At 59.4% G+C, this 23,688-nt stretch carries 20 protein-coding genes; 5 read left to right on the forward strand and 15 right to left on the reverse strand.

What is annotated here, in order from left to right; all coding sequences use genetic code 11:
• The first annotated feature begins 33 nt into the window (after positions 1-33).
• The gene (locus FTE24_RS07530) at positions 34-744 is read left to right on the forward strand and encodes a LutC/YkgG family protein (protein WP_150231394.1); all 711 of its coding nucleotides are present in this window, start codon (positions 34-36) and stop codon (positions 742-744) included.
• 175 nt (positions 745-919) lie between these two features.
• Here the strand turns inward: FTE24_RS07530 and FTE24_RS07535 are convergent, their stop codons facing one another.
• The 11 genes from FTE24_RS07535 to FTE24_RS07585 all read right to left on the reverse strand — a co-directional run bounded on the left by FTE24_RS07535 (position 920) and on the right by FTE24_RS07585 (position 13,913).
• A complete protein-coding gene (locus FTE24_RS07535) occupies positions 920-1,879 on the reverse strand; it encodes a 4-hydroxy-3-methylbut-2-enyl diphosphate reductase (protein ID WP_141449063.1) in 960 nt (319 codons plus the stop codon).
• A 107-nt stretch (positions 1,880-1,986) separates the two neighbouring features.
• Positions 1,987-3,648, reverse strand: coding sequence for a sensor histidine kinase (locus FTE24_RS07540; RefSeq protein ID WP_150231396.1), 1,662 nt, complete (start codon positions 3,646-3,648; stop codon positions 1,987-1,989).
• A 19-nt stretch (positions 3,649-3,667) separates the two neighbouring features.
• Positions 3,668-4,360, reverse strand: coding sequence for a response regulator transcription factor (locus tag FTE24_RS07545; protein WP_141449062.1), 693 nt, complete (start codon positions 4,358-4,360; stop codon positions 3,668-3,670).
• A gap of 162 nt (positions 4,361-4,522) precedes the next feature.
• A complete protein-coding gene (locus tag FTE24_RS07550; protein ID WP_141449061.1) occupies positions 4,523-6,178 on the reverse strand; it encodes a S1C family serine protease in 1,656 nt (551 codons plus the stop codon).
• Between the two features lie 275 nt (positions 6,179-6,453).
• The gene (locus tag FTE24_RS07555) at positions 6,454-7,167 is read right to left on the reverse strand and encodes a class I SAM-dependent methyltransferase (protein ID WP_337190031.1); all 714 of its coding nucleotides are present in this window, start codon (positions 7,165-7,167) and stop codon (positions 6,454-6,456) included.
• Positions 7,164-7,823, reverse strand: coding sequence for a response regulator (locus FTE24_RS07560; RefSeq protein ID WP_150231398.1), 660 nt, complete (start codon positions 7,821-7,823; stop codon positions 7,164-7,166). The genes FTE24_RS07555 and FTE24_RS07560 overlap by 4 nt, the downstream gene beginning before the upstream one ends.
• Positions 7,735-8,859 carry a sensor histidine kinase gene (locus FTE24_RS07565; protein ID WP_150231400.1) on the reverse strand — a complete coding sequence of 375 codons (1,125 nt, stop codon included), beginning with the start codon at positions 8,857-8,859 and terminating at the stop codon, positions 7,735-7,737. The genes FTE24_RS07560 and FTE24_RS07565 overlap by 89 nt, the downstream gene beginning before the upstream one ends.
• Positions 8,860-8,888: 29 nt before the next feature.
• Complete coding sequence (gene liaF, locus FTE24_RS07570; RefSeq protein WP_237401687.1) at positions 8,889-10,184, reverse strand: cell wall-active antibiotics response protein LiaF; 1,296 nt, start codon at positions 10,182-10,184, stop codon at positions 8,889-8,891.
• A gap of 160 nt (positions 10,185-10,344) precedes the next feature.
• Positions 10,345-10,545, reverse strand: coding sequence for a hypothetical protein (locus FTE24_RS07575; RefSeq protein WP_150231401.1), 201 nt, complete (start codon positions 10,543-10,545; stop codon positions 10,345-10,347).
• Between the two features lie 245 nt (positions 10,546-10,790).
• A complete protein-coding gene (gene thrS / locus FTE24_RS07580) occupies positions 10,791-12,728 on the reverse strand; it encodes a threonine--tRNA ligase (protein ID WP_150231403.1) in 1,938 nt (645 codons plus the stop codon).
• 471 nt (positions 12,729-13,199) lie between these two features.
• Positions 13,200-13,913: an HAD family hydrolase gene (locus tag FTE24_RS07585; RefSeq protein ID WP_150231405.1), complete on the reverse strand. Its 714-nt coding sequence runs from the start codon at positions 13,911-13,913 to the stop codon at positions 13,200-13,202.
• Between the two features lie 277 nt (positions 13,914-14,190).
• On the opposite strand from FTE24_RS07585, the gene FTE24_RS07590 reads away from it, so the two are divergent.
• The 4 genes from FTE24_RS07590 to FTE24_RS07605 all read left to right on the forward strand — a co-directional run bounded on the left by FTE24_RS07590 (position 14,191) and on the right by FTE24_RS07605 (position 19,234).
• On the forward strand, positions 14,191-16,008 hold the full coding sequence (locus FTE24_RS07590; protein ID WP_150231407.1) for a S9 family peptidase: 1,818 nt from the start codon (positions 14,191-14,193) through the stop codon (positions 16,006-16,008).
• A 212-nt stretch (positions 16,009-16,220) separates the two neighbouring features.
• Positions 16,221-17,183, forward strand: coding sequence for an iron-hydroxamate ABC transporter substrate-binding protein (locus FTE24_RS07595; protein WP_150231409.1), 963 nt, complete (start codon positions 16,221-16,223; stop codon positions 17,181-17,183).
• A 9-nt stretch (positions 17,184-17,192) separates the two neighbouring features.
• The gene (locus FTE24_RS07600) at positions 17,193-18,212 is read left to right on the forward strand and encodes a FecCD family ABC transporter permease (RefSeq protein ID WP_141449053.1); all 1,020 of its coding nucleotides are present in this window, start codon (positions 17,193-17,195) and stop codon (positions 18,210-18,212) included.
• The gene (locus FTE24_RS07605; RefSeq protein WP_415663150.1) at positions 18,209-19,234 is read left to right on the forward strand and encodes a FecCD family ABC transporter permease; all 1,026 of its coding nucleotides are present in this window, start codon (positions 18,209-18,211) and stop codon (positions 19,232-19,234) included. The genes FTE24_RS07600 and FTE24_RS07605 overlap by 4 nt, the downstream gene beginning before the upstream one ends.
• Before the next feature lie 151 nt (positions 19,235-19,385).
• On the opposite strand, the gene mqnC is transcribed toward FTE24_RS07605, so the two are convergent.
• From mqnC to FTE24_RS07625, 4 genes are all read right to left on the reverse strand, one after another.
• On the reverse strand, positions 19,386-20,522 hold the full coding sequence (gene mqnC / locus FTE24_RS07610) for a cyclic dehypoxanthinyl futalosine synthase (RefSeq protein ID WP_150231411.1): 1,137 nt from the start codon (positions 20,520-20,522) through the stop codon (positions 19,386-19,388).
• Positions 20,523-20,749: 227 nt separating this feature from the next.
• Complete coding sequence (locus tag FTE24_RS07615) at positions 20,750-21,112, reverse strand: DUF1304 domain-containing protein (RefSeq protein ID WP_150231413.1); 363 nt, start codon at positions 21,110-21,112, stop codon at positions 20,750-20,752.
• A gap of 86 nt (positions 21,113-21,198) precedes the next feature.
• A complete protein-coding gene (locus FTE24_RS07620; protein ID WP_237401688.1) occupies positions 21,199-22,485 on the reverse strand; it encodes a trans-sulfuration enzyme family protein in 1,287 nt (428 codons plus the stop codon).
• Position 22,486: 1 nt separating this feature from the next.
• Positions 22,487-23,671, reverse strand: coding sequence for a PLP-dependent transferase (locus FTE24_RS07625; protein WP_150231415.1), 1,185 nt, complete (start codon positions 23,669-23,671; stop codon positions 22,487-22,489).
• Between the last annotated feature and the right edge of the window lie 17 nt (positions 23,672-23,688).

Consider the following 23,688-nt stretch of genomic DNA (forward strand, 5'->3'; position numbering starts at 1 on the left):
TCTTTCTATAGAAGAAAAAGGAGGGACACGCCCATGACGATCCGCAGCGATCGAGATCCCTCGCGGCCCGATCCCTACAACCGCGAAGCGTTCCTGAACCGCGTCTCCGACCGTCTCGGGCGTCCCCGGCGCACGGACAGCGTCACGCGCCCGGCCTGGACATGCACGCCGCATCTGGAGACGCTGGCCGACCGGACGCCGGAGCAGCTGGTCGACATTCTCAAGGAGCAGTGCTTCTTCATCCATACGCAGATCATCGAATCGACGCCGGCCCTGCTTCAGCGGACGCTGAACGATCTGATCGCAGGCTGCGGCGGCGGGCCGGTCATCCGCTCCGGCGATGCCCGCTTCGCGAAATACGGACTATCGTTTGAAGGCGAAGCCGTCTGGTCCGAACAAGCGGGCCGCGCCGGCAATATCCGGCTGGCCGAAGCGGCCAACGTCGCTCTCGTTTTTGCCGATTTCGCGCTGGCCGAATCCGGCACCGTCGTGCTGGAGAGCCGGCCCGACCAGGGCCGGGCGCTGCATTTCCTGCCGGCGCATTATATCGCCGTCATCGAGCGCGAACGCATCGTGCCGCGCTCGACGCAGGCGATGCAGGAGCTCAATCGCCGCCATGAAGCCGGCGCCGCGCTCGGCTCCTGCCTCAACCTGATCTCCGGCCCGTCGAACTCGGCCGATATCGAAATGCAGCTCGTCGTCGGCGTCCACGGACCGCTGAGAGCTACTTACGTCCTGATCTGAGCCGCCTCCTCCCGTATAGGACTTTGCTTCTTGCGGGACTTGCCGCCTTGCCGCGCTGCGCCTCTCGGGGCTTGCGCCTTCCGAAGCGCCAAGCGAAAAACCCGACCGATTCCCCGGTCGGGTTCTTCGCTTGGCGCGGCTGCGGCCGGCCGGTGTTCAACAGGCCGCACGGACTTTATTCCGCGGCGGCTTTCTTTTTCTCGCGTACCGGCGGCAGCAGTTTTTTCATATCGACCGTGCGCTTGATTTCCCAAGTGGACGGATCGCTTTCTTCGAACTGCTCCAGGTAGAGAATGACTTCTTTGGTAATCGGCGTCGGCGTCGAAGCGCCTGCCGTAATAGCCACCTTGCTGATGCCCATCAGCCATTCCTGCTTGATCTCGCTCACGTCGGACACGCGGTAAGCGGTCGTGCCGGCGATCTCTTCGGACACCTGCGCCAGGCGGTTGGAGTTGTTGCTGCGCGGGTCGCCGACGACGATGACCAGATCCGCTTGCCCGGCCTGCTCGGCCACCGCTTCCTGCCGTACCTGGGTCGCCAGGCAGATTTCGTTATGCACTTCCGCTCCCGGGTAACGCTCCAGCAGCTTTTTCATAATCGTCTTGATGTCCCACTGGCTCATCGTCGTCTGATTCGTGATGATGATTTTGCCCGGCGGAATGTTCAGCGCTTCGATCTCTTCTTCCTTCTCGATCAGATGCACCCGGTCCGGAGCGACGCCGATCGCGCCTTCGGGTTCCGGATGGTTTTTTTTGCCGATATAGATAATCTCGTAGCCTTCGCCCGCTTTCTCGCGGATCAGGTCATGCGTCTTCGTGACGTCCGGGCACGTCGCGTCGACCGTCGTCAGGCCGCGCTCGCGCGCCCGCTTGCGCACTTCCGGGGATACCCCGTGCGCGGTAAAGATGACCGTTCCCTTGTCCACCTGCTCAAGAATTTCCAGCCGGTTCGGACCGTCGAGCGTCACGATGCCTTCGTCTTCGAACGACTGGGTAACGTGCGCGTTGTGCACGATCATGCCGAGTATATAAATAGGCCGGGGCAGATCGAGATTTTTGGCCGCTTGTCTGGCGAGCACCATCGCGTCGACGACGCCGTAGCAATAGCCTCGCGGGGCAATACGTAGAACTTCCATCTATTCGCACCTGCTTTCGGATTCATGGCTTAAACGCGGATTCGCGCATACCCCGATTATAACGTATTCGCCAGCCCGAAGAAAGGCACAGCCTTCCGGACCGCCGGTCAGACCGATCCGGAGCCGCGTCCGCCCGGTCCTTGTTCCGGCTTCGGCGGCGAATCGGCTGCGTCATTGCCGCGCTGCGCTTCGTCCGGGTCTTCGATCTCTACGGGCTCCACAGGCTCCGAAGAGTCTTCCCCGACGCCCTCCCCGGGTTCCCCGTAAACTTCCTCCGGCTCTACGACGATCTCTTCCGGTTCGGACGCGGCCTGAATTTCCGGGAACAATGCCGGCAGCCAGATGATGAACGTGGTGCCTTCGCCTTTGACCGTGACGACTTCGACCGAACCCTGATGCTCGTCGATGATCCATTTGGCGATGGACAGTCCAAGCCCCGTGCCGGGCGTCTTGCCCCGCGATTCGTCGGCCCGGTAGAAGCGTTCGAAAATATGCGGCACTTCGTCTTTGTCCATGCCGATCCCGGTATCTTTGACCCGGATGCCAACCTGCTGGCGGTAAACGAGAATATCGAGCGAGACTTGTCCTTCCACCGTGTATTTGAACGCATTTTCGATAAAAATGAACAGCATCTGCTGCAAATAATCTTTGTTGCCGACTACGGCGATTCCGTCGAGCGCGGTCAGGTCACCCGGCACCCACTGGGCCTGATGCGGCAGAAACTGCGCCCGGCGCACGACGTCTTCGACCAGCGGACCGAGCTGCAGCAGTTCTTTTTGCATCGTCTGGCCGGCATCCGCCCGTGCCAGCGACAGCATGTCGCCGATCAGCCGGCTCATTCGCTCGGATTCGTCGGCGATATCGCCGATCGCTTCGACGGACATCTGCCGCAGATCTTCTTCGGTCAGGCCGTGCGGCATGCTGTCGAGCGTCCAGATCTTTTTGAGCAAATCGGTATTGCCCCGAACGGTCGTCAGCGGCGTGCGCAGCTCGTGCGAAGCATCCGAGACGAAGCGCCGCTGCGCCCGGTACGATTCTTCCAGGTCTTTGTAAAACAGTTCCGTGCGCGCCAGCATCCGGTTCACCGTGCTGATCAGCTGTCCGACTTCGTCCTGCGGGCCGGTGTAGTCGATCCGGACGCTGAGGTCGCTGCTGGTCTGTACCCCGTTCGCCGCTTCGATGACTTTGCCGATCGGCGCCATCGATTTGCGGGCCAGAAACATGCCGAGCGTAGCGGCCAGAATAAGCGTGGACACCGAGCCGAGCAGGAGAATGAAGCGCAGATCCGACAGCAGGTTCTCCGCTTCTTCCGTACTGGCCGCAATTTGCAGCAGCACCGGCTCGCGCGCACCGTTTGCCGGCAGCAGCAGCTGTTGATACATCAAATAAGGCCGGCTTTCGGAGCGGATACGGCTGAAATCTTCTTTGACTCCTTCCAGCGGAGGAATCTCGAATTTGAACGCGCCGGGGCCGAACGTCATATTGTCCGACTGCTGAAGATCGCCGCTGCCGTAAAAGTAAATCTGTACATACAGCCGGCTGTCGATCGTTTTCAAAATATTTTCGATATTGATCTTGGAAGTGACCATGCCCGAATCGTCGACGACGATGCTCTGCCGGATCTGCTCGCGAATACGGCTCTGCCACGTGTCGTACGTATTCTGGTAAGTGTTGTAATAGACGAACGTATAGATGATCGCGCTGAACATCAGCAGGGTCAGCGCCAGGATGCCGGAGTACCAGGCGGTCAGGCGTAAACGGATAGACATAGCAGAGGGCTGCCCCCTTTTAGGAATCGCTTCTTAGGATGTAACCGGCGCCGCGGATTGTCTGGATCAGGCGCTTGGAGCTTGAATCTTCCGTCTTCTGGCGCAGCATCGCGATATACACTTCGAGCACGTTGGATTCGCCGCTGTAATCGTATCCCCAGATTTTGTCCATAATCACGTCGCGCGACAGCACCCGTCTCGGATTGAGCATGAACAGATGGAGCAGTTCGAATTCTTTGGCCGTCAGTTCGACCTTGCGTTCGCCTCTCGTCACTTCGCGCGAATCGATATTCATGACGAGGTCTTCGAAGCTCAGCCGCTCGCCGTCGTCTTCGCGGACCGTGTCCGTTTTGCGGCGCAGCAGCGCGCGCACCCGCGCCAGCAGTTCTTCGAGCGCGAACGGCTTGACGAGGTAATCGTCCGCGCCGAGATCGAGTCCTTTGACCCGATTCTCCAGCTCGTCCTTGGCCGTAAGCATCAGCACCGGAACGGCGCTGCCCGCTTCGCGCAGCCGGCGTACCACTTCGAACCCGTCCACCTCGGGCATCATGACGTCAAGCACGAGCAGATCGGGATCGGTCGTGCGCATCAGCTTCAGCCCTTCCGCCCCGTTTGGCGCCGTGTGTACCTCGTATCCTTCAAAAGCCAGCCCCCTGCGCAGCATGGAGATGATTTTTTCGTCGTCGTCGACAATCAGAATATTGGATCGCATATGCATTCGTTCCCCTCTACGTTCTTTTTCTATTATTGTAGCAACGTTCACGTACCTTCGCATCCTGTTTTCTTGCGGCGACTCTCAGGCCGGGCGCCAAAAAACGGGAGGGGTCTCCCCCTCCCGTTCGCCCGCTTCGTATCCGTCGTTCGCCGGCGATCCTTATTGGCCGCCGAACGGGTTAATCAGTCCGTTGTTCGGAGTCTGGTTCTCGCTGCCGCCGCCCTGCTGTCCAGCGGCCGATTCGTCGTACTGGTTCCGGTCGCCCACCGTTACTTTGAGGTCGACTTTCTTATCGTTGCGCACGACGTTCAGCGTAATTTCGGTGCCGACTTTGAACTTCTGGATCGCCGCGATCAGATCCTGGCTGGTCGCATAAGGCGTACCGTTCACGCCGGTGATGATGTCGTAGCTGCGCAGATCGGCTTTGTAGGCCGGCGATCCGTACAGCACTTCGCTGACGAGCGAACCTTCCTTCGTGTCCACGCCCATCTGCTGCGCGATGCTGTCCGACATCGTCGTCAGGCTTGCGCCGATAAACGGAACGGCTTCTTTCGGAATTTCTTCGTTGTTTTTGAGCTGTTCGACGACGCCTTTGATCGTGTTCGAGGAAATCGCGAAGCCGATGCCCTGCGCTTCCGTGCTGACGGCCGTGTTCATGCCGATCACTTCGCCGTTCAGGTTGATCAGCGGACCGCCGGAGTTGCCCGGGTTGATCGACGCGTCGGTCTGCAGCAGGTGCTTGTACTGCGTCGCTTTGCCCGTCGTCTCGTCGGCAATCGAAATTTCGCGTTCTTTGGCACTGAGCACGCCGGCCGTAACCGTGTGTTCGAAGCCTTCCGGGTTGCCGATTGCGACGACCCAGTTGCCGATCGCCGTCGCATCGGAATCGCCCAGCGAGATGTACGGGAAGTCGCTGCCGTCGGTGCTCGTGATCTTGAGGACCGCCAGGTCAAGATCGGCGCTATGACCGAGCAGTTTCGCTTCGTAAGGCTTGGTCGTACCGTCCAACGTAACCTGGATGACGTCTCCGCCTTCAACCACGTGGTTGTTCGTCAGGATATAGCCTTCTTTATCGAAAATGAAACCCGTTCCGAGTCCGAGCGGCGTCAGTTGATCCGAAGCGGAACCGGAATTCGTGCCGGAGCCGCCGTTGTTCTCGCTGCCCTGGGAGTCGCCGTAGAAATATTTGAAGAACGGGTCGTTGTAATTGCCCTGCTTGCCGGAAGTGCCGCCTTTGGACAGCGTCTCGATCTTGACGACCGAAGGACTGGACTGGTTCACGACGTCCGAGATGTCTTTGGACGACGCGATCGTGTACGCCGCGGTCGAGACGCCGCTCGGGTTGGACGGCGCGGTCTGCGAAGTCGCCGCCTTGGCCGTGGACGCTTCGTCGCCGTCGAACCAGCCGGCATGTCCGGCGCCGAACACCGAACCGGTAATGACGATGGCGCCCAGCGCCCCGGCCGCGAACGACGTCAGCGCGTTCTTGAACGAAGACTTCGGCTTCTGGTTGTAGTTCCAGTTGCCGCCCGAGCCGCCGCCCGGAGCCGAACCGTTCGGTCCGCTTGGCGTGCCGTACGAGTCGTAACCGCGGATCGCGCTCGGAGGCGTGACTTCGACGTCCTGCACTTTGGGCGCTTCCGGATCGGAAGAGCCGACCGATTGGAACGGGCCGTACGAGTAATAGTAAGACGAGCCGTCCGGGTTCGTGCCTGTCCGCTCGGAGGAGTCGGCTCCGGAATTGTTGCGGTTCCCTTCGCTGCTGCCTGCTCCGTTGTTGTCTTCAAAAGAATTGCCGTATTTCTTCTCGTCCATCTCTATTTCCTCCTCGCGTTCGGGCTGTGCCGAATGACGTAAATGTGAATTGCGTTTGCTACCGATTGAATGGGACAAGTACCGTCTGCCCTGATGCTGCCGTTTACTTCTGTACTTATTTTCGCCCAGCAACCTTAATTACACATTAAAAGAGGCATAAAGAAAGATAAGAAAGCCCTTAATTTTGCAAAATGCCAAAAAAGCCTCTTCTCTGCGGAAAAGGAGAGGAGACCGGCTTCCCCGCAAGATCGGTGCAGAGGCGGCTTAGCGTCGGTTCAGGCCCGGACTTCGGAACCGGACGATTCGGGCGGCACGCGAAAAGTCAGGCAGTACATCAGGCCGCGGCAGATCTCGCGCGCTTCGACTTCGAGCATCCCGTCCGGAATGAGCCGCACCGGAACGACGATCTCCGCGCGCTGCTTGAACCGGCGGCCGACGAACGGAATCTTCTCGTACGTGCCGGAAGCGAGCCGTTCGGTCTCGTCGACGATCACGATCTTCGTGCCCGGCTTGGCGACGCGGATCATTTCCCGGACCGCCTGCGCCCCGTCGTTGAAAAAGTTGATACCGCCGACATGGTAGACCGTATCGAAAAAGTCGTCGCCGAACGGAAGGCGTTCGGCCGTCGCTTGGTATAACGAAGCGGAACGTTTCCATTTGCGCAGATGCTTCCGGCACACGTTCAGCATGCCGAGCGACAGATCGAGGCCGTGCAGCTCGATATCCGCCGGCAGATACGGGAAATTGTCCCCGGTGCCGCACGACACTTCCAGCACGCACCCGCCGGGCGGAATCTCGAGTTCGTCCAGAAACTGCCGCCGGTAAGCTTCTTCCCCGCCAAATTTCAAGCGAAAGTAGACTTTGTTCGACAGATTGTAAAAAGGCGCGATGCGGTCGTACATGCTGCGGTATTTGCCGTTGTCGCCGACGGCGCCGCTCGCTTCCGGAAAACGCCGGATCTCCGTCAAGTCGTTCGCAAGCAGGCTCACGAGCGGACCATCCCCTGCCGGTGGGCATAGATCGCAAGCTGCGTGCGGTCTTCCAATTCGCACTTCATCAGCAGGTTGCTGACATGGGTCTTGACCGTTTTGATACTGATATGCAGCTCTTCCCCGATCTCCTTGTTGCCCATGCCTTCGGCGATCAGCAGCAGCACTTCCTTCTCGCGCTCGGTCAGCGGAGACGAATCGGCTTCCACCGTCCGCTGGCGGATCCCGCGCGTCAGCGCCTGGGAGACGTCTCCGGTCATGACCGGCATGCCGCGGTAAGCGCCTTTGAGCGCGTAGATCAGTTCTTCCGCCGTGACCGTCTTCAACACATAGCTGACGGCGCCCGCTTCGATCGCTTCCATCACCAGCTTGTCTTCGAGAAAACTGGTCAGCATAACGACGCGGATCGTCGGAAATTCCGACATGACGAGCCGCGTCGCTTCGGTGCCGTTCATCTCCGGCATCATCAGATCCATCAGGATCAGATCCGGCATTTCGCCGCCTTCCTCGGACAGCGTCCGCAGATGCCCGATCACTTCGAAGCCGTTCGCCGCTTCCCCGATCACGTCAAACCCCGGTTCCAGCATCAAGTACGTTTTGAGTCCCATTCTCACCATGTCGTGATCGTCCGCCAGCAGGATCTTGATCTTGTCCATGCGTGTCCACCGCCTTTTCTTCTCCGAATTTTGGAATATGTACGCGGATTGTCGTGCCCGCGCCCGGCTTCGACAAGATTTCGGCCCGTCCGCCGAGCTTCTCCGCCCGTTCGCGCATCGTCAGCAGCCCGTAGGAACCCTGCTTCTGCGCCGCGCCGCCCGAAAACCCTTTGCCGTCGTCGCTGATCGACAGCAGCACCTGCCGCTCGTTCTCCCGCAGCGACAGGCTGACCATGCTCGCCTGGGCATGCTTGACGATGTTCGCCATCGCTTCCTGGACGATCAGGAACAGCTGCTGCTCGATCGCTTCGGACAGCCCGTTGCACAGTTCGACGTCTTTCATGCCTTTCAATCCGTTCTGGATGCAGTAATCCGGGAACCAGCGATCGAGCGCGGCCGGAAGCTCCATTCCTTCGAGTTCGACCGGCCTCAGCTGCGCAATCAGCGCCCGCATCTGCTTCTGCGCGAGATTCGACATCTGGATCAGCTGCCGCATGACCGTCTCCGCCGCGTCCGGGTTGCGCTCCAGCACTTTGGGCAGCGCAGCGGCTGACATATGGATAGCGAAAATCTGCTGGCTGACCGAGTCGTGCAAATCGCGCGCCATCCGGCGGCGTTCTTCGCGCACGGCGCTTTCGACCAGCTGCTCCTTGCCGACCGCGTCGCTCTCGCCGAGCTTTTGCAGCAGCTTCGTCTTTGTCTCGATCGAATTCATCATTGTATTGAATTCGCGGTAGACGCGCGCGAACGACTGGTCTTCCGTATCGCCCAGCCGCAGACCCAGATTGCCCTGCGCAACCTGAAGCATGCTGTAGTGCAGCACGTCGATCCGGCGCTGGATACGCTGACCGGCCACGTAACCGGTGACAACGGCGACGATCACCGTGGCCAGCAGGTAGAACAGCCAGACTTTCCGCGGAAAAACCTGTACGAGTCCGTACAGGCTGAACCAATATAACAAAGCGGCGAGAATGCCGCCGCTAAGCAGGAAGTACAAAATCAGTTCCCATTTCGTGTTTTTCAATAAGTTGCCCATAGGTAAGCTCCCACCCCGCCCCAATCTGCTTAACCGACTCTCGTCACGTGCACGTCTCCGATGAAGGAACTCGCCGAAATCTTGATCCGTTTGGCGCATTCGTCGTAGTTCTGCGTCTCGTCCACGCCGCTCACGATACCCGAGCGCGTGCTGCCCAGCACGTTATGGTCGCCGAGAAACGAACTGCTGTTGGCCCGTACGCCAAGTTCCGGATCGTTCGGAACGTAGATGACGACGTCGCCGATAAAGCAGGAAATGTTGATTCTCGTCGTTCCGTAAGGAATCTGCGCTTTGGTCAGATCGATCACCGTGTCGCCAACAAAATGGGAAATGTTCAGCGGCTTGAGACGGAAATAGTCTTTGCCGATATAATAGTCGCCGATAAAGCTCGATTCATTGACCGTTTTTTCCTTTTTTTCCTTGTCCGCCTGCTGGCGCGCTTTTTTCATTTCCGCCCGGTCGTTTTCTTCGTCCCTACTGTCTTCGCGGCAGTCGTCGTAAAACCTGCTGTCTTCGGCAAAATAGTCCGGGAACGGTTCTTTGCCTGGCGACACGCCCGATTTATGCCGGGGTCCGGCTTGTTTGTCGCCTTCTTTGCCGAGCGACTTTTTGAAATCGTGCATCGCGCTGTCCACTTCGTGCTTCACTTCGTCCGCGATCCGGGAAAAGTCGATCTTCCGCATCTGCTCGGCCGTCTGCTTGCCGAACTCGCGGGCCATCCCGCCGATTTTGTGAAACTCCGATCCTTCGTTCGAACGCTCGCGGCCGGCGGCCGGTTGTTCACTTTCGCCGTCGCTTCTTCCGTCACGTTCGGGCGCCCAGTCATACCGTTTGCGCGGCTCGCCGGCGCCGGCCGGTTCTTCTTTGTCCAGATTGACAAACATGCGGTCAAGCGGCGATTCCAGCGGTTCGATCGGCATCGGCGGAACCGGAGGAGCCGGCGGCGTCGAATGATGGAAGTCTTCCGGGTTGTCACGCTGGACCGACGGATACTCCGGCGATCTTTTCGGTTTGAGCAGCACGTAGACGCCGGTGGCGATCAGCGCTGCGGGAATCATGATTTTGAAAAACTCGCCCGGGCTGAGCACATGCATGCCCAGGTTCCGCGTCTGAAAATAACCCCCGATGACGATCATGATTACACTGCCGACGATGCTGGAACTCATTTTTTTGGTGTCCAACAGTTTTTGCAGGCCGATCAGGATCAGAATCATCGGCCAGAACGTCCGAATCAGATCTCCGATGCCGAAGCTGATCCAGCCCAGCTGATAGGCCAGAAACACGCCGCCGACCGCGATCAGCCACAAAGCTCCACTTTTTTTCATTGTCTTCTCCTCCTTGTATCGGTACCGGATGCAGGCGCTGCCGATCCGGACACTTCTTATGATGATACGTTCAGTCTACCGGACCGAAAACTTTTGCAAAAGCGGCGCGGGAACGAAAGTCGCCTCGGTCCCGAGACCGAGACGCTTTGTGTCCCGCCGTCTACATCCGGCCGCGCAGCAGGCCGAGCGTCAGTTCTTCGTTCAAGCTGCGATCGTAATCGAATGTCTCTTCCCCGCCGCGCTTCGACGGACGCAGCGGCCGACTGTCCGCCGCCGACACGGTACCTCCCTGCATTTCCCGCGATCCGAACAATTTGCCGTACGCCGCTTTGAGCAGCTTTTTCGCTTTATTCTTTTTCATGGTCCGCGCCTCCCTTCGTTTTTTCCAGTATGCGGGAAAAACAAGGGAGTCCGAAGCGGCGCGCGGATGATTTGCGCCTGCGCCTGCGGGGCGAACTTTCGGCCCGCCTCCGGCCGGAGGGCAGCCGGCCTTGAGACCGAGCCGCGGCGGCGGGACGGACCGAAAGCGCACGCGAAAAAGCCGCTCCCGTGAAGGGAGCGGCCTGCGTTCAAGACGCCTGAAGCCTTGCAAGACGGCCCGAAGCGTTAAATTTTACGGGTGCGGATCTCTTCTTGCAGCATGGCGATCACTTCGTCCAGCGGCTTGGCGCCGAGGTCGCCTTCGCCGCGCTTGCGCACGGACACGCCGCCCGCTTCTTTCTCGTTCTCGCCGACGACGAACATATACGGCGATTTTTCCAGTTGCGCTTCCCGGATCTTGTAGCCGAGCTTTTCGTTGCGCACGTCGGTCTCGACGCGAATGCCGGATTCTCTAAGCTTCTCCGCCACCTGCTCGGCGTACTCGCTGTAGTTGCCCGATACCGGAATGATCTTCGCCTGCATCGGCGACAGCCACAGCGGCAGATTGCCGGCGAAGTTCTCCAGCAGGAAGGCCGTGAAGCGTTCCATCGTGCTGATGATGCCGCGGTGGATCACGACCGGGCGATGCTTCTGGCCGTCGTCGCCGACGTATTCCAGTTCGAAGCGTTCAGGCAGCAGGAAGTCGAGCTGCGCAGTCGACAGCGTCTCTTCTTTGCCAAGCGCCGTTTTGATCTGTACGTCGAGCTTCGGTCCGTAGAACGCCGCTTCGCCTTCCGCTTCGTAGAACGGCAGGTCGAGTTCTTCGACGACTTCGCGCAGCATACGCTGGGACATTTCCCACATCTCGTCGTTCTGGAAATACTTCTCGGTATCCTGCGGATCGCGGTAAGACAGACGGAAGCGGTAGCTGTCGATACCGAAGTCTTCGTACACTTTGGCGATCAGCTTCACGACGCGGCCGAATTCTTCCTTGATCTGGTCCGGGCGGCAGAAAATATGCGCATCGTTCAGCGTCATCGCGCGCACGCGGTGGAAGCCGGTCAGCGCGCCGGACATTTCGTACCGGTGCATCAGGCCGAGCTCGGCGATACGGATCGGCAGTTCCCGGTAGCTGTGCATATCGTTTTTGTACACCATCATATGGTGCGGACAGTTCATCGGACGCAGCACGAGCGATTCGTTGTCCAGCTCCATCGGCGGGAACATGTCTTCCTGGTAATGTTCCCAGTGGCCGGACGTTTTGTACAGCTCCACGTTGCCCATGACCGGCGTGTACACGTGCTGGTAGCCGAGGCTTTCTTCAAGATCGACGATGTAACGCTCCAGCGTCCGGCGCAGCTTGGCACCGTTCGGCAGCCAGATCGGCAGGCCCTGCCCGACCAGATTGCTGAACGTGAACATCTTGAGGTCTTTGCCCAGCTTCCGGTGGTCGCGCTTTTTGGCTTCTTCGAGGAAATGCAGATGCTCGTCCAGCTCCGCTTTTTTGAAGAAGGCCGTGCCGTAGATCCGCTGCAGCATTTTGTTCTTGCTGTCGCCGCGCCAGTAGGCGCCGGCCACGCTGAGCAGCTTGAAGATTTTGAGCTTGCCTGTCGACGGCACGTGCGGTCCGCGGCACAGGTCGAAGAACTCGCCCTGGTCGTAGATCGTAATCGCCGCTTCTTCCGGCAGCGCATGGATCAGTTCGAGCTTGTACGGATCGCCCAGCTCGCCGAAGATTTTGAGCGCTTCGTCGCGGCTTACTTCGCGGCGGGTAATCGGCAGGTTCTCGCCGACGATCCGCTCCATTTCCTTCTCGATCTTCTGCAGATCTTCCGGATTGAGGCCGTGCTCCAGATCCATGTCGTAATAGAAGCCTTCCTCGATGACCGGACCGATGCCGAGCTGCACTTCTGTCGTGCCGAACAGACGTCGGACCGCTTGAGCGGTCAGGTGGGCCGTGCTGTGGCGAACGACTTCGAGCCCTTCCGGCGAACCCGGCATGACGATTTCGATCTGTGCGCCGTTCTCAAGCGGGGTGTTCAGGTCGACGACGATACCGTTTTGTTTGCCGGCGAGCGCGTTTTTGCGCAGGCTGCTGCTGATCGACGCGGCGACGTCTTCGATTGTGCTGCCGTCCGCGTATTCTCGGACAGAACCGTCCGGCAAGCTGATAGAAATGGCCATAATTAAAATTCCTCCTTCAAATTTGGGAAAATGGGACGCGAAACGCGCGCAAAAAAAGCCCGTCCCGCGAAGGGACGAGCGTTATACCCGTGGTTCCACCCTGATTCGGCCGTAGGTCCGCCTACCGGTCTGCATCGACCGAAAGCGGGCGATAAGCCCTCATTGAGCACATCAATAACGGAAGTGCGGTCCGGCGTTCTCTACTGCCCGGATAACGGAGGCGTGCGGATGATGGCGTGCGCGCTGCCGGCGGGGTTCGAAAACGCAGCTCGGAAGGGGTAAATGCAGGTCGATCCGGAGGAAATTGCAGCCTGGGTTTCCTCTCTCTGGGACGGTACCGGGTGCCTGGCATTGTTGTCTTCGTCGTTGCTTTTGCTGCTGTTCATTATAAGTCGTACGCCGGCGAGCGTCAAGACCAAGCCGGCGGCACGGAAAGGCGTACGCCGCTGCCGGGCGCGCCCGAAGCGGCTTTTACATGCGGGCCGTTCCGGACGTGCCGACGGCGGAAGGCCGCAGCACATGCTCCAGCTCCCCGATGTGATCGACCGTCGCGTTCGCTTTCTCCAGCTCGCCCGGCTCCGCGAAAGCGGACCGGATACCGACCGACGGCATGCCGACCGCGAGAGCCGCGTCGATGTCCGACTTGCGGTCTCCGACCATCAGCACCTGCTCCGGCCGGCGCCCCGACTGCCGCAGCAGTTCGGCCAGCACTTCGCTTTTGCGCTGCGCGCCGACGCTTCCCGCGCACAGCGGATACCGGATCAGGTCTTCAAGGCCGTCGATCCGCAGCACGCGCTCCAAATACGCTTCCCCGCAGTTGCTCGCCGTCGCGAGTTCATACGTGCCCGACAGCCGCTTCAGCAGCTCCGGCACCCCGCCGAGCGCGTACGAGCGCGACTCCATCTTGCGATGCAGCAGGTCGTCGTGCCGCTTCTTGTACCGTTCCTGCGCCGACTTGTCCATATCGGGCGCTACTTTTTTCCACGCTTCTTCCCCCGTCAGGCCGAATACCGAGCGGATTGTTTCTTTGGAAGGCTGCTCGTCCGCATCCCCGTTAGCGATCGCTTCTTCGAAAACGTCGTGATTGACTTCGTACATCGCTTCCGACGTATCGATCAGCGTGCCGTCCAGATCGAACGCGATCACTTCGATGGCGGACGCGTCAAAAGTTGTTTTTTTGTTCATGACCGATGTTCTCCTTCCGTGTTGCCGTAATGTTCGCCAGCGGCGCAGCCGATGACGCGATATGTCTTTTTTTACTCAATACATATGTTCATTATTTCTTATACCCAATTTTATGCTCTTTCGCCCTTTTGCGAATTTGCGGCGCAAAAGCGCGCGGATGCGGAAATCGGGGCTTTTCATGCGTTGGGGCAGGATTACGCTTGCGCACGCCGAATACTTAGGGAAGCACGTCCGTTTCACCACTAACCCGGCAGCAAGCCGACACAAGGAGGATTCCATGCTATCGTTCAAAAAACCCGATGTCGAGCAGTTCTTCCGTACGTTTGCGATCGAGAATTTCACGGTCAGTCCGGATGAAGAACAGCTTGTGTTCAGCACCAATCTCAGCGGCAAGTTTGATCTCTGGGCCATGGATCTTCCGGATACGTTTCCGTATCCGCTTACTTTTAACGGCCAAAACTGCCACGATCTCAAATACGACAAAAACGGCCGCTTCCTCGTAGCCGGGTTCGACTGCGACGGCGACGAGAACGCGCAGCTCTACGCGCTGCAGCCCAAAGGCGGCGAACTGCTGCCCCTGTGCGTCAAAGAAGGCCACCGGCACATGAACCCGATCCTGTCCGAGGACGGCAAGCGTCTCTACTATACGTCCACCAAAGAAGACCCGACCTACCTCAGCGCCCTCTGCTGTGACCTCAAGACGGGGCAGGAAGTGTCCGTGCTTCAAGGTTCGGGCGACGCTTCGATCTTCCTGATCGACGTCGGTCCCAAAGAAGAACATCTCGTGTACGCCAAACATTTCTCCAATACTTACGCCCCGGCGTTCGTCTGCTCGGGTGACGACCACGTCTCGCTCGACCCGGAAGCCGAAGGCGAATATACGGTGTCCGACTGCGTGTTCACGGGCAAGCACGAACTGCATTACCTGACCAACGCGGGCAAAGACTTCTCCTACCTGGCCCGATTCGATATCGAGAGCGGCACCAAAACGGTCCTGCTCGAACTCGAAGGCGTCGATTTCACGTCGGTCGCCTATGACAAGGAACGCGGCCTGCTGTACCTGAGCGCAAGCAAGGGAGTCGCCGACCATCTGTACACCTACGATCTGGAAAGCGGTTCGCTCGGCGGCATCGCGCTTCCGGTCGACGTCCTGTCTTCGCTCAAAGTGGCGGAGAGCGGCAATGTGTACGTGCTCGGACGCAGCGCCGTCAGCCCGACCAACATTTTCAAAAAAGAACCGTTGTCCGACGAATGGACGCGCTGCACCAACTACGGCGTACCGGGCATCGCGGAGTCGGAGCTCGTGCGGCCCGAAGTACTGACCTACCCGTCGTTCGACGGCCTGGAGATCGAAGCGCTGTTCTTCCGGGCTCGCGAAGGCACGTCCAACGGGCATACGATTCTGTGGCCGCACGGCGGGCCGCAGGCGGCGGAACGTCTCGGATTCCGTTCGCTGTTCCAGTTCCTCGTCAGCCGCGGCTTTCATATCTTCGCGCCGAACTTCCGAGGATCGACCGGCTACGGCCTCGCTTTCTGCAAGCTTGTCGAAGGCGATTGGGGCGACGGTCCGAGACTGGACAATATCGCCGGGCTGGACTGGATCATCGACAACGGCTACGCCGAACGCGACAAGCTGCTGCTGATGGGCGGAAGCTTCGGCGGCTACATGGCGCTTCTGCTGCACGGACGCCACGCCGATTATTTCAAAGCCGTCGTCGACATCTTCGGTCCGAGCGACCTGTTCTCGTTTATCGAATCGGTACCGGAGCACTGGAAGCCGATCATGAATCAATGGGTCGGCGATCCGGTAGCGGACAAGGACAAATTGATCGCCTACTCGCCGATAACGTACCTGGACGGCATGACCAAGCCGATGCTCGTCATTCAGGGCGCCAACGATCCCCGCGTCGTCAAAGCCGAATCGGACCAGATCGTTCAAGCGCTGCAGGGCAAAGGCGCAGACGTCGAGTACCTCGTGCTGGACGACGAAGGACACGGATTCTCGAAAAAGGAAAACGAGATTCGCGTTTACCGCGCCGTTCTGGAATTTTTGGAAAAAGCGATCAAGGAACAGCCGGCCGGCGTAGAAGCCTGACCGTAAATATCCGGCGTCAAACACCCGCAAGCCAGGCGATTCATATCGCTTGGCCGGCGGGTTTTTTCGTCATGCGCGTTATGTTGGACCTTTGAACAAGACATCGACTATTGACAAACTTTCGCTTCGACCTTACTCTTTGAATAGTCCGTTCGTTGATAACGATTATCGTTTTCAATTAAAATTTATTCGGAGAGGGAGAATACATACTTATGAAAAAGATCTTTTTGCCCCTGCTGCTGCTGCTCGTCGTCGCGTTGACCGCCTGCGGAGGAGGCCAGACTGCCCAGAAGTCCGGCAGCAGTACCGCCGCGGCCGCCGATTCCAAAACCGCCGATCCCAAGGCTGCCGAAGCTTCCACGGGAACCGTCGCTTATCAATCGGAGAACGGCCCTATCCAGGTGCCGGCCAATCCGCAGCGCGTCGTCGACCTGTCGAGTTATACCGGCACGCTGATCCAGCTCGGCGTTCCGGTCGTCGGCGTGGACACGTGGACCAAAAACAACCCGAACTTCAAAACCGATTTGGCGGACGTGCCCGAAGTTTCGGCCGACAATATCGAGAAGATCATCGAGCTGCAGCCCGATCTGATCATCGCTTCGAGCGACGTGAAGAACGCCGACAAGCTCAAACAGATCGCGCCTCTCGTCACGTACACGTACAACAAAGTGGATTACCTGACGCAGATCGAAGAAGTGTCCAAAGCGGTCAACAAAGGCGACGAAGGCGCCGCCTGGGTCGCGGACTTCAAGACCCGCGCGCAGCAGGCCGGCGAAGAGATCAAAGCGAAGATCGGCGCCGACAAGACGATCACCGTCATGGAAGGCGACGCCAAAAACCTGTACATCTTCGGCGATGCGTGGGGCCGCGGCACCGAAATTCTGTATCAGGCCATGGGCCTGAAAATGCCGGACAAAGCCAAAGAAATGACGTCCAAGCAGGGTTATTACGAACTGTCGCTCGAAGTGCTGCCGGAATACCTCGGCGATTACGTCATCTTCAGCAAAACGCTGAGCGGGGACAATTCGTTCCAGGAGACCGACACGTACAAAAACATTCCGGCGGTCAAAAACGGGCAGGTCTACGAAGTCGACGCCACGGGCTTCTACTTCAACGACGCCAAATCGCTCGACTACCAGCTCGATTTTTTCAAAAAGTCTTTCCTGGGCGAATAACTTTGCGCGATGAAAACTTCCGCTTCGACTCGCGTTTTCCGTTTCTTTCCGTTTAAGCTGCTGCTCAGCCTGATCGCCCTGGCGCTGCTGTTCGTCGGCTCGATCCTGCTCGGAGCCAAAAACATCTCGCTGCCCGACATCTGGAGCGCGCTGTTCGTTCCGGGCGCAACAAATGCCGATATCTCGATCATTCGGGATCTGCGGCTTCCGCGCGAGATCGGCGGCATGCTCGTCGGCGCCGCGCTCGGCGTCTCCGGCGCCGTCATGCAGGGGCTGACGCGCAATCCGCTGGCCGATCCCGGCCTGCTCGGCGTGACGGCCGGCGCCAACGCGGCGCTGGCTGTCGTGTTCGCTTTCTTTCCGGCCGTCGGCTATTTCGGCGTCATGATCGCCTGCTTCATCGGAGCGGCGTTCGGCGTAACGTTCGTGTTCGGCCTGCTTGCGCTGCGCGGCAAAACGCTGTCTCCCCTGCGCATGATTCTGGCGGGCGCGGCCGTATCGGCGCTGCTTGCCGCCGCGGCCGATACGATCGCCCTGGAATTCAAAATTTCCAAAAGCGTATCCATGTGGACGTCCGGCGGCTTGATCGGCACCTCTTGGGGGCAGCTGCAAACGATCGCTCCGGCCATCGTGCTCGGCCTGGCCGTGGCGCTGCTGCTGTCGCGGCATCTGACGATCCTCAGCCTGAACGAATCGACCGCGGTCGGCCTCGGCTTGAACACCGGCTGGATCAAAGTCGCCTTGTACGCGGCGATCACGCTGCTGACCGGAGCCGCGGTGGCGCTCGTGGGCAATCTCGCGTTCGTCGGGCTGATGATTCCCCATTTGGTGCGCATCTTCGCGGGCACCGATTACCGGAGCATCCTGCCGCTATCCGCCGTGTTCGGAGCGGCGTTCATGATCATTGCCGATACGCTCGGCCGGATGCTGAACGCGCCGCTTGAGACGCCCGTCGCCGCGATCGTCGCCGTGCTGGGCCTGCCGTTCTTCCTGTTTATCGTGCGCAAAGGAGGGAAAGGCCTCTCATGAACCGGATGCTGCATATGCTGCGCCGCCTGCCCCGACATAACGGCGTGCTTGTTACGCTTGCCGCTTTGATTTTGGTCACCTTTTTCGTCAGCTTGGGTCTCGGTTCTTCGTCCGTCTCGTACGGACGGATCATTCCGACGCTGCTCGGCAGCGGCACGTTCAAGGACGAATTCGTCCTGTTCGATATCCGGATGCCCCGCATCCTGATCACGCTGCTGGCCGGCATGGCGCTCGCCCTGTCCGGAGCGCTGCTGCAGGGCATCACGCGCAACGAACTGGCCGATCCCGGCATCGTAGGCATCAATGCGGGAGCCGGCGTCGGCGTGACCGTATTTTTCCTGTTCGCTCCGATCGAAGTCGGCACGTTCGTCTTTCTGATCCCTGCCGTCGCTTTTGCCGGAGCGCTATTGACCGCCGTGCTGATCTACCTGTTCGCTTACCGTCCGGGCGAAGGCGTGCAGCCGATCAAGCTGATTCTGATCGGTGTCGGCTTCTCCACGGCTCTGTCCGGCGTCATGATCGTGCTGATCTCTTCGGCCGAACAGGGCAAAGTCGATTTTATCGCCAAATGGCTCGCCGGCACCGTCTGGGGCACCGACTGGCCGTTTGTGTTCGCGCTGCTGCCCTGGCTGCTGCTGCTTATTCCGTTCGCGCTGGTCAAGACGCGGTCGCTGAACCTGCTGTCGCTCGGCGAAGCTTCCGCCGTCGGCGCCGGCGTGCCGATCCAGAAAGACCGGATTCTGCTGCTGCTGACCGCGGTCGCTCTCGCCGCTTCCGCCGTATCCGTCACCGGCGGAATCGCTTTTATCGGCCTGATGGCGCCGCATATCGCCCGCGCGCTCGTCGGACCGGCACATCAGCGGTTTATTCCGGTCTCGATCCTTGTCGGCGGCTGGCTGCTGCTGCTGGCCGACACGATAGGGCGCAGCCTGAACGATCCCGGCGGGATCGCGGCCGGCATCGTCGTCGCTTTTATCGGGGCGCCGTATTTCCTGCATCTGCTGCTCAAAAAGCCGAACTGAACCCAAACCGCAAAAAACCAAAAAACGCCCTTCCGCCTTGCGGTCCCTTGCCGGGAACCGCTTGAGCGGAGAGGCGTTTGCTTATCGTTCGCCGAATCGGCGGTAAAGGTTGCGTTGGCGCGGCCTGCTGGTCCTGCTTCTGGCGTTGCCTCTAGTTTTGCATGATGAAATCGCGTTTGATTTTGTAATTTTGGTCGTCGAACACCTGGATCAGGTTATATTTCGTATCGCGCTGGGCCGGAATCTTGCCGGCGGCGCGGATAATGTCGAGCGTCTGCTCGATATTGACCTTGTGGGTCGTGCCCGCGGCCGATACGACGTTTTCTTCCATCATCGTGCTGCCGAAGTCGTCGCAGCCGTAGCTGAGCGACATTTTGCCCACTTCCGGTCCCATCGTGACCCACGACGATTGGAAATGCTTGATGTTGTCGAGCACGATGCGGCTGATTGCCACGTTTTGCAAATACTGCTCCGGCGTCTGCTTCTCGACTTTCATGTTCGTGTTGTCCGGCTGGAACGTCCACGAGATGTAGGCGAGGAACCCTTCGGAATCGTAGCCGTTGCGAATGCACTCGTCCTGGGCTTCGCGCACTCTCAGCATGTGCAGCGCGCGCTCTTCGTACGATTCGCCGAAGCCGATCACCATCGTCGCGGTCGTGTTCATGCCGACTTTGTGCGCCGTCTGCATGACGTCCATCCAATCGCGCCACGAGCCTTTGAGACGGCTGATCTTGCGGCGGGTCCGGTCGTCGAGAATCTCGCCGCCTCCGCCGGGCAGGGAATCAAGTCCCGCTTCGTGGATCGCGCGGATCGTATCTTCCATCGACATGCCGGACAGCTTCTGCATCTTCATGATTTCCGCGGGCGAGAACGAGTGCATCGTCACGTTCGGGAAATGCTGCTTGATCTTGCGCAGAATGTTCAGGTAATATTCGAACGGCAGATCCGGGTTGACCCCGCCCTGCATCAAAATTTCCGTGCCGCCCACGTCTTCGGTCTCCTGAATTTTTTGCAGGATCACTTCATCGGGAAGCACGTACCCTTCGGGCGAACCCGGACGGCGGTAAAACGCGCAGAAACGGCAAAAAACGTCGCACACATTCGTATAGTTGACGTTGCGTCCGATGACGAACGTCGTGATCGGATCGGGATTTTTGCGAATCATCAGCTCGTTGGCGGCATGTCCCAGCTTCTCGATCTCGTTCGTTTCGTACAGGGCGATCGTATCTTCGACGTCGAGACGTCCCCCGTTCAAAGCTTTATCCAGTATTTTATCAACCGCACTCATTGCATGCAGCCTCCTTTGTGAAAATAGGTTCAAATAAAGTGAGTCGTATCCGTTCGGGCCGTACTGCACAATCTCTATTTTGAAAAGTTAAAATTTAATCGGGCCCTGCAATACAACTAATCCTATCACACTTTACATAAGAATTAAATATGAGTGAACTTCGATCCGCCGGCAAAAAACAAAAACCGGTCCGCCGAAGCGGACCGGTCTGCTGCTGCTTGGCGCCGTTAGGCGAGCAGCACGGCGATCAGCGCGATCAGCGCCGGCACCGTCTGGATAAACAAAATTTTGAATTTGGCCGTAGCCGCTCCGTAAATGCCGGCGACCATTACGCAGACGAGGAAGAAGATCTGGATATGCGCCCCCGCCTCCGCGTTCGGATACACCAGGCCGAATACAAGACCCGCCGCCAGAAACCCGTTATACAGCCCCTGATTGGCCGCAAGCGACAACGTCATGTCGGCAAATTTCTGCTCCAGTCCGAACGCTTTCATCCCGCGCGGCTTGTTCCACATAAACATTTCCAGGACCAGAATATACACGTGCAGCAGCGCGATCAGCGCTACCAGGACGTTGGCCACCCATTCCATCGCATTCCCTCTTTTCTTCTGAGGCTTTTGCCTATTTCCATTCATTGTAACAGAAAAAAGAGGTTGCTCCCTTTAGCGAAGGAAAGTTAATCGGCCAGCGCCTGTTCCAGGTCCGCAATCAGGTCGTCGACGTTCTCCAGGCCGACCGAGAAGCGCAGCAGGCCGTCGGCAATGCCGCGCTCAAGCCGCACTTCGCGCGGCATCGCCGCATGCGACATCATCGGCGGATACGACAGGATGCTCTCAACCGCGCCCAGGCTGACCGCAACGAGCGGCAGCTTCACGCGGTTCAGCAGCCGTTTGGCCCGCTCCTCGGAGCCGACGTCGAACGACACGACCGCGCCGTAGCCGGTCGACTGCCGTTCGTGGATGACGCGGCCCGGATGCTCCGGCAGGCCCGGGTAGTAGACGGCTTCCACGTCTTGACGTTCGGACAGCCACTGCGCGAGCCTGCGCGCTCCGATCTCGCTGCGCTCCATGCGGGCGCCGAGCGTCTTGATGCCGCGGATCAGCAGCCAGCAGTCCTGCGGCCCGAGCACCGTGCCGAGCCCGTTTTGCAGCTTTTTGAGCTGCGCGGCCAGCTCCGGCGTGCGCGCCACTGCAAGGCCGGCCAGCACGTCGCTGTGTCCGCCGAGGAACTTCGTCGCGCTGTGCAGCACGATATCGACGCCCTGTTCGATCGGCCGCTGATAATACGGCGTCATGAACGTGTTGTCCACGAGCGTCAGCAGGTCATGCTCTTTGGCCCAGTCCGCTACCGCGCCGACGTCGGTAATCTTGAGCGTCGGATTCGACGGCGTCTCCATGTAGACGCCTTTGGTGTTCGGACGCAGCGCCGCTTTGACCTGATCGAGCTCGGTCATGTCGACGAAGGTCGTCTCGATGTTCATGCGGCTCAAAATGGTCGTCAGCAGCCGGTACGTGCCGCCGTAGACGTCTTCCGTGACGATCAGGTGATCGCCGGCCGAGAAGATCATGAGCGCCGCGGAGATCGCGGCCATGCCGGACGCGAACGCGTAACCGCCGGCTCCGCCTTCGAGCAGCGAGATATAATCTTCGAGCGCCTGGCGCGTCGGGCTGCCGGAGCGGCTGTAATCGTACTGCGGCGGATTATAAATGTCGAAATGGTGGAACGTCGACGCCTGATAGATCGGCACGCTGGACGCGCCGGTCGCCGGATCGATCTCCGCGCCGAAATGGATCAGCTTCGTGTCGAAATGCCGGTCTTTGAGCGCCTGCGCCGCTTCTTCGGGCGTTTGCAGCTGCCGGGGCGCGGCCGCGGCCTGCTCCGGCGTGCGTCCTTGCGGCTGCGCCGTTTTCTCCGTGCCGGTCTCCAAACTGTCGCCGTTATTCCCCTTGTTTACGTCGGTCATATTAAGCTTGCGCCCCTTCCGTCTCGTTCCAAGCCGCCTGCAGCGCGCCATCCAGATCCGCGATCAGGTCGTCGATATGCTCGATGCCGACCGAGAAACGCAGCAGCTTGTCGTCCACGCCGATCGCGTCGCGAATTTCCTGCGGAATATCCGCGTGCGTCTGAATCGCCGGATACGTCATCAGCGACTCGACGCCGCCCAGACTTTCCGCGAAAGCGATCAGCCGGATATGACGCAAGATCGGATCGATCCAGCGCGCGTCTTTGACTTTGAACGAGAAAATACCGGTATTGCCGCTCGACTGCCGGTTCTGTACGTCGTGTCCCGGATGCTCCGGCAGACCCGGATGGTAGACGGCTTCGATCTGCGCATGCTGCTGCAGAAAGCGCGCAAGCGTCAGGGCGTTGCTCTCGTGCCGCTCCATCCGCAGCGCCAGCGTCTTCATGCCGCGCATTAATTGGTAGGAGTCGGTCGGGCTCAGCACCGCGCCGATCGAATTGTGGAGGAAAAACATTTCTTCGGACAGCTCTTTGCCTTGGGTCACGATCAGGCCCGCCAATACGTCGTTATGCCCGCCCAGGTATTTGGTGGCGCTGTGCACGACGATGTCGGCGCCGAGTTCGATCGGACGCTGGAAAAACGGCGTCAGCAGCGTGTTGTCGACGATCGTCAGTATCCCGTGCGGCTTCGCCCAGTCGGCGACCGCCTTGATATCGGTGACCATCATGAGCGGATTGGTCGGCGTCTCGATAAACACCGCTTTCGTATTCGGCGTGCGCAGACGCTCGATGCCTTCGAGATCGTTCGTATCGACGTATGAGGCTTTGACGCCGAACCGGGACAGCACGCGCTCCAGCAGGCGGTACGTGCCGCCGTACAGGTCGAGCGAGACGATCAGATGGTCGCCCTGCCCGAACAGCGCAAATACGGTCTGCAGCGCAGCCATGCCGGAACTGCACGCGAAACCGGCGTCGCCCGCTTCCAGCTTGGCCGAAGCTTCTTCCAGCACGCTGCGGGTCGGGTTCTTGGTCCGGGTATAGTCGAAGCCGGTGCTCTGGCCGAGCCCCGGATGCCGGTAAGCGGTCGAATGGTAGATCGGGAACGTCACGCCTCCCGTCTGCGGGTCTTCAAGCGAGCCGATCTGCGCAAGCGCGCTTTCGATTTTGAGCTGTCTGTCGTCCTTCATGGTCATTCCTCCTGAAT

Source organism: Saccharibacillus sp. WB 17 (assembly GCF_008634075.2).
GTDB lineage: Bacteria > Bacillota > Bacilli > Paenibacillales > Paenibacillaceae > Saccharibacillus > Saccharibacillus brassicae.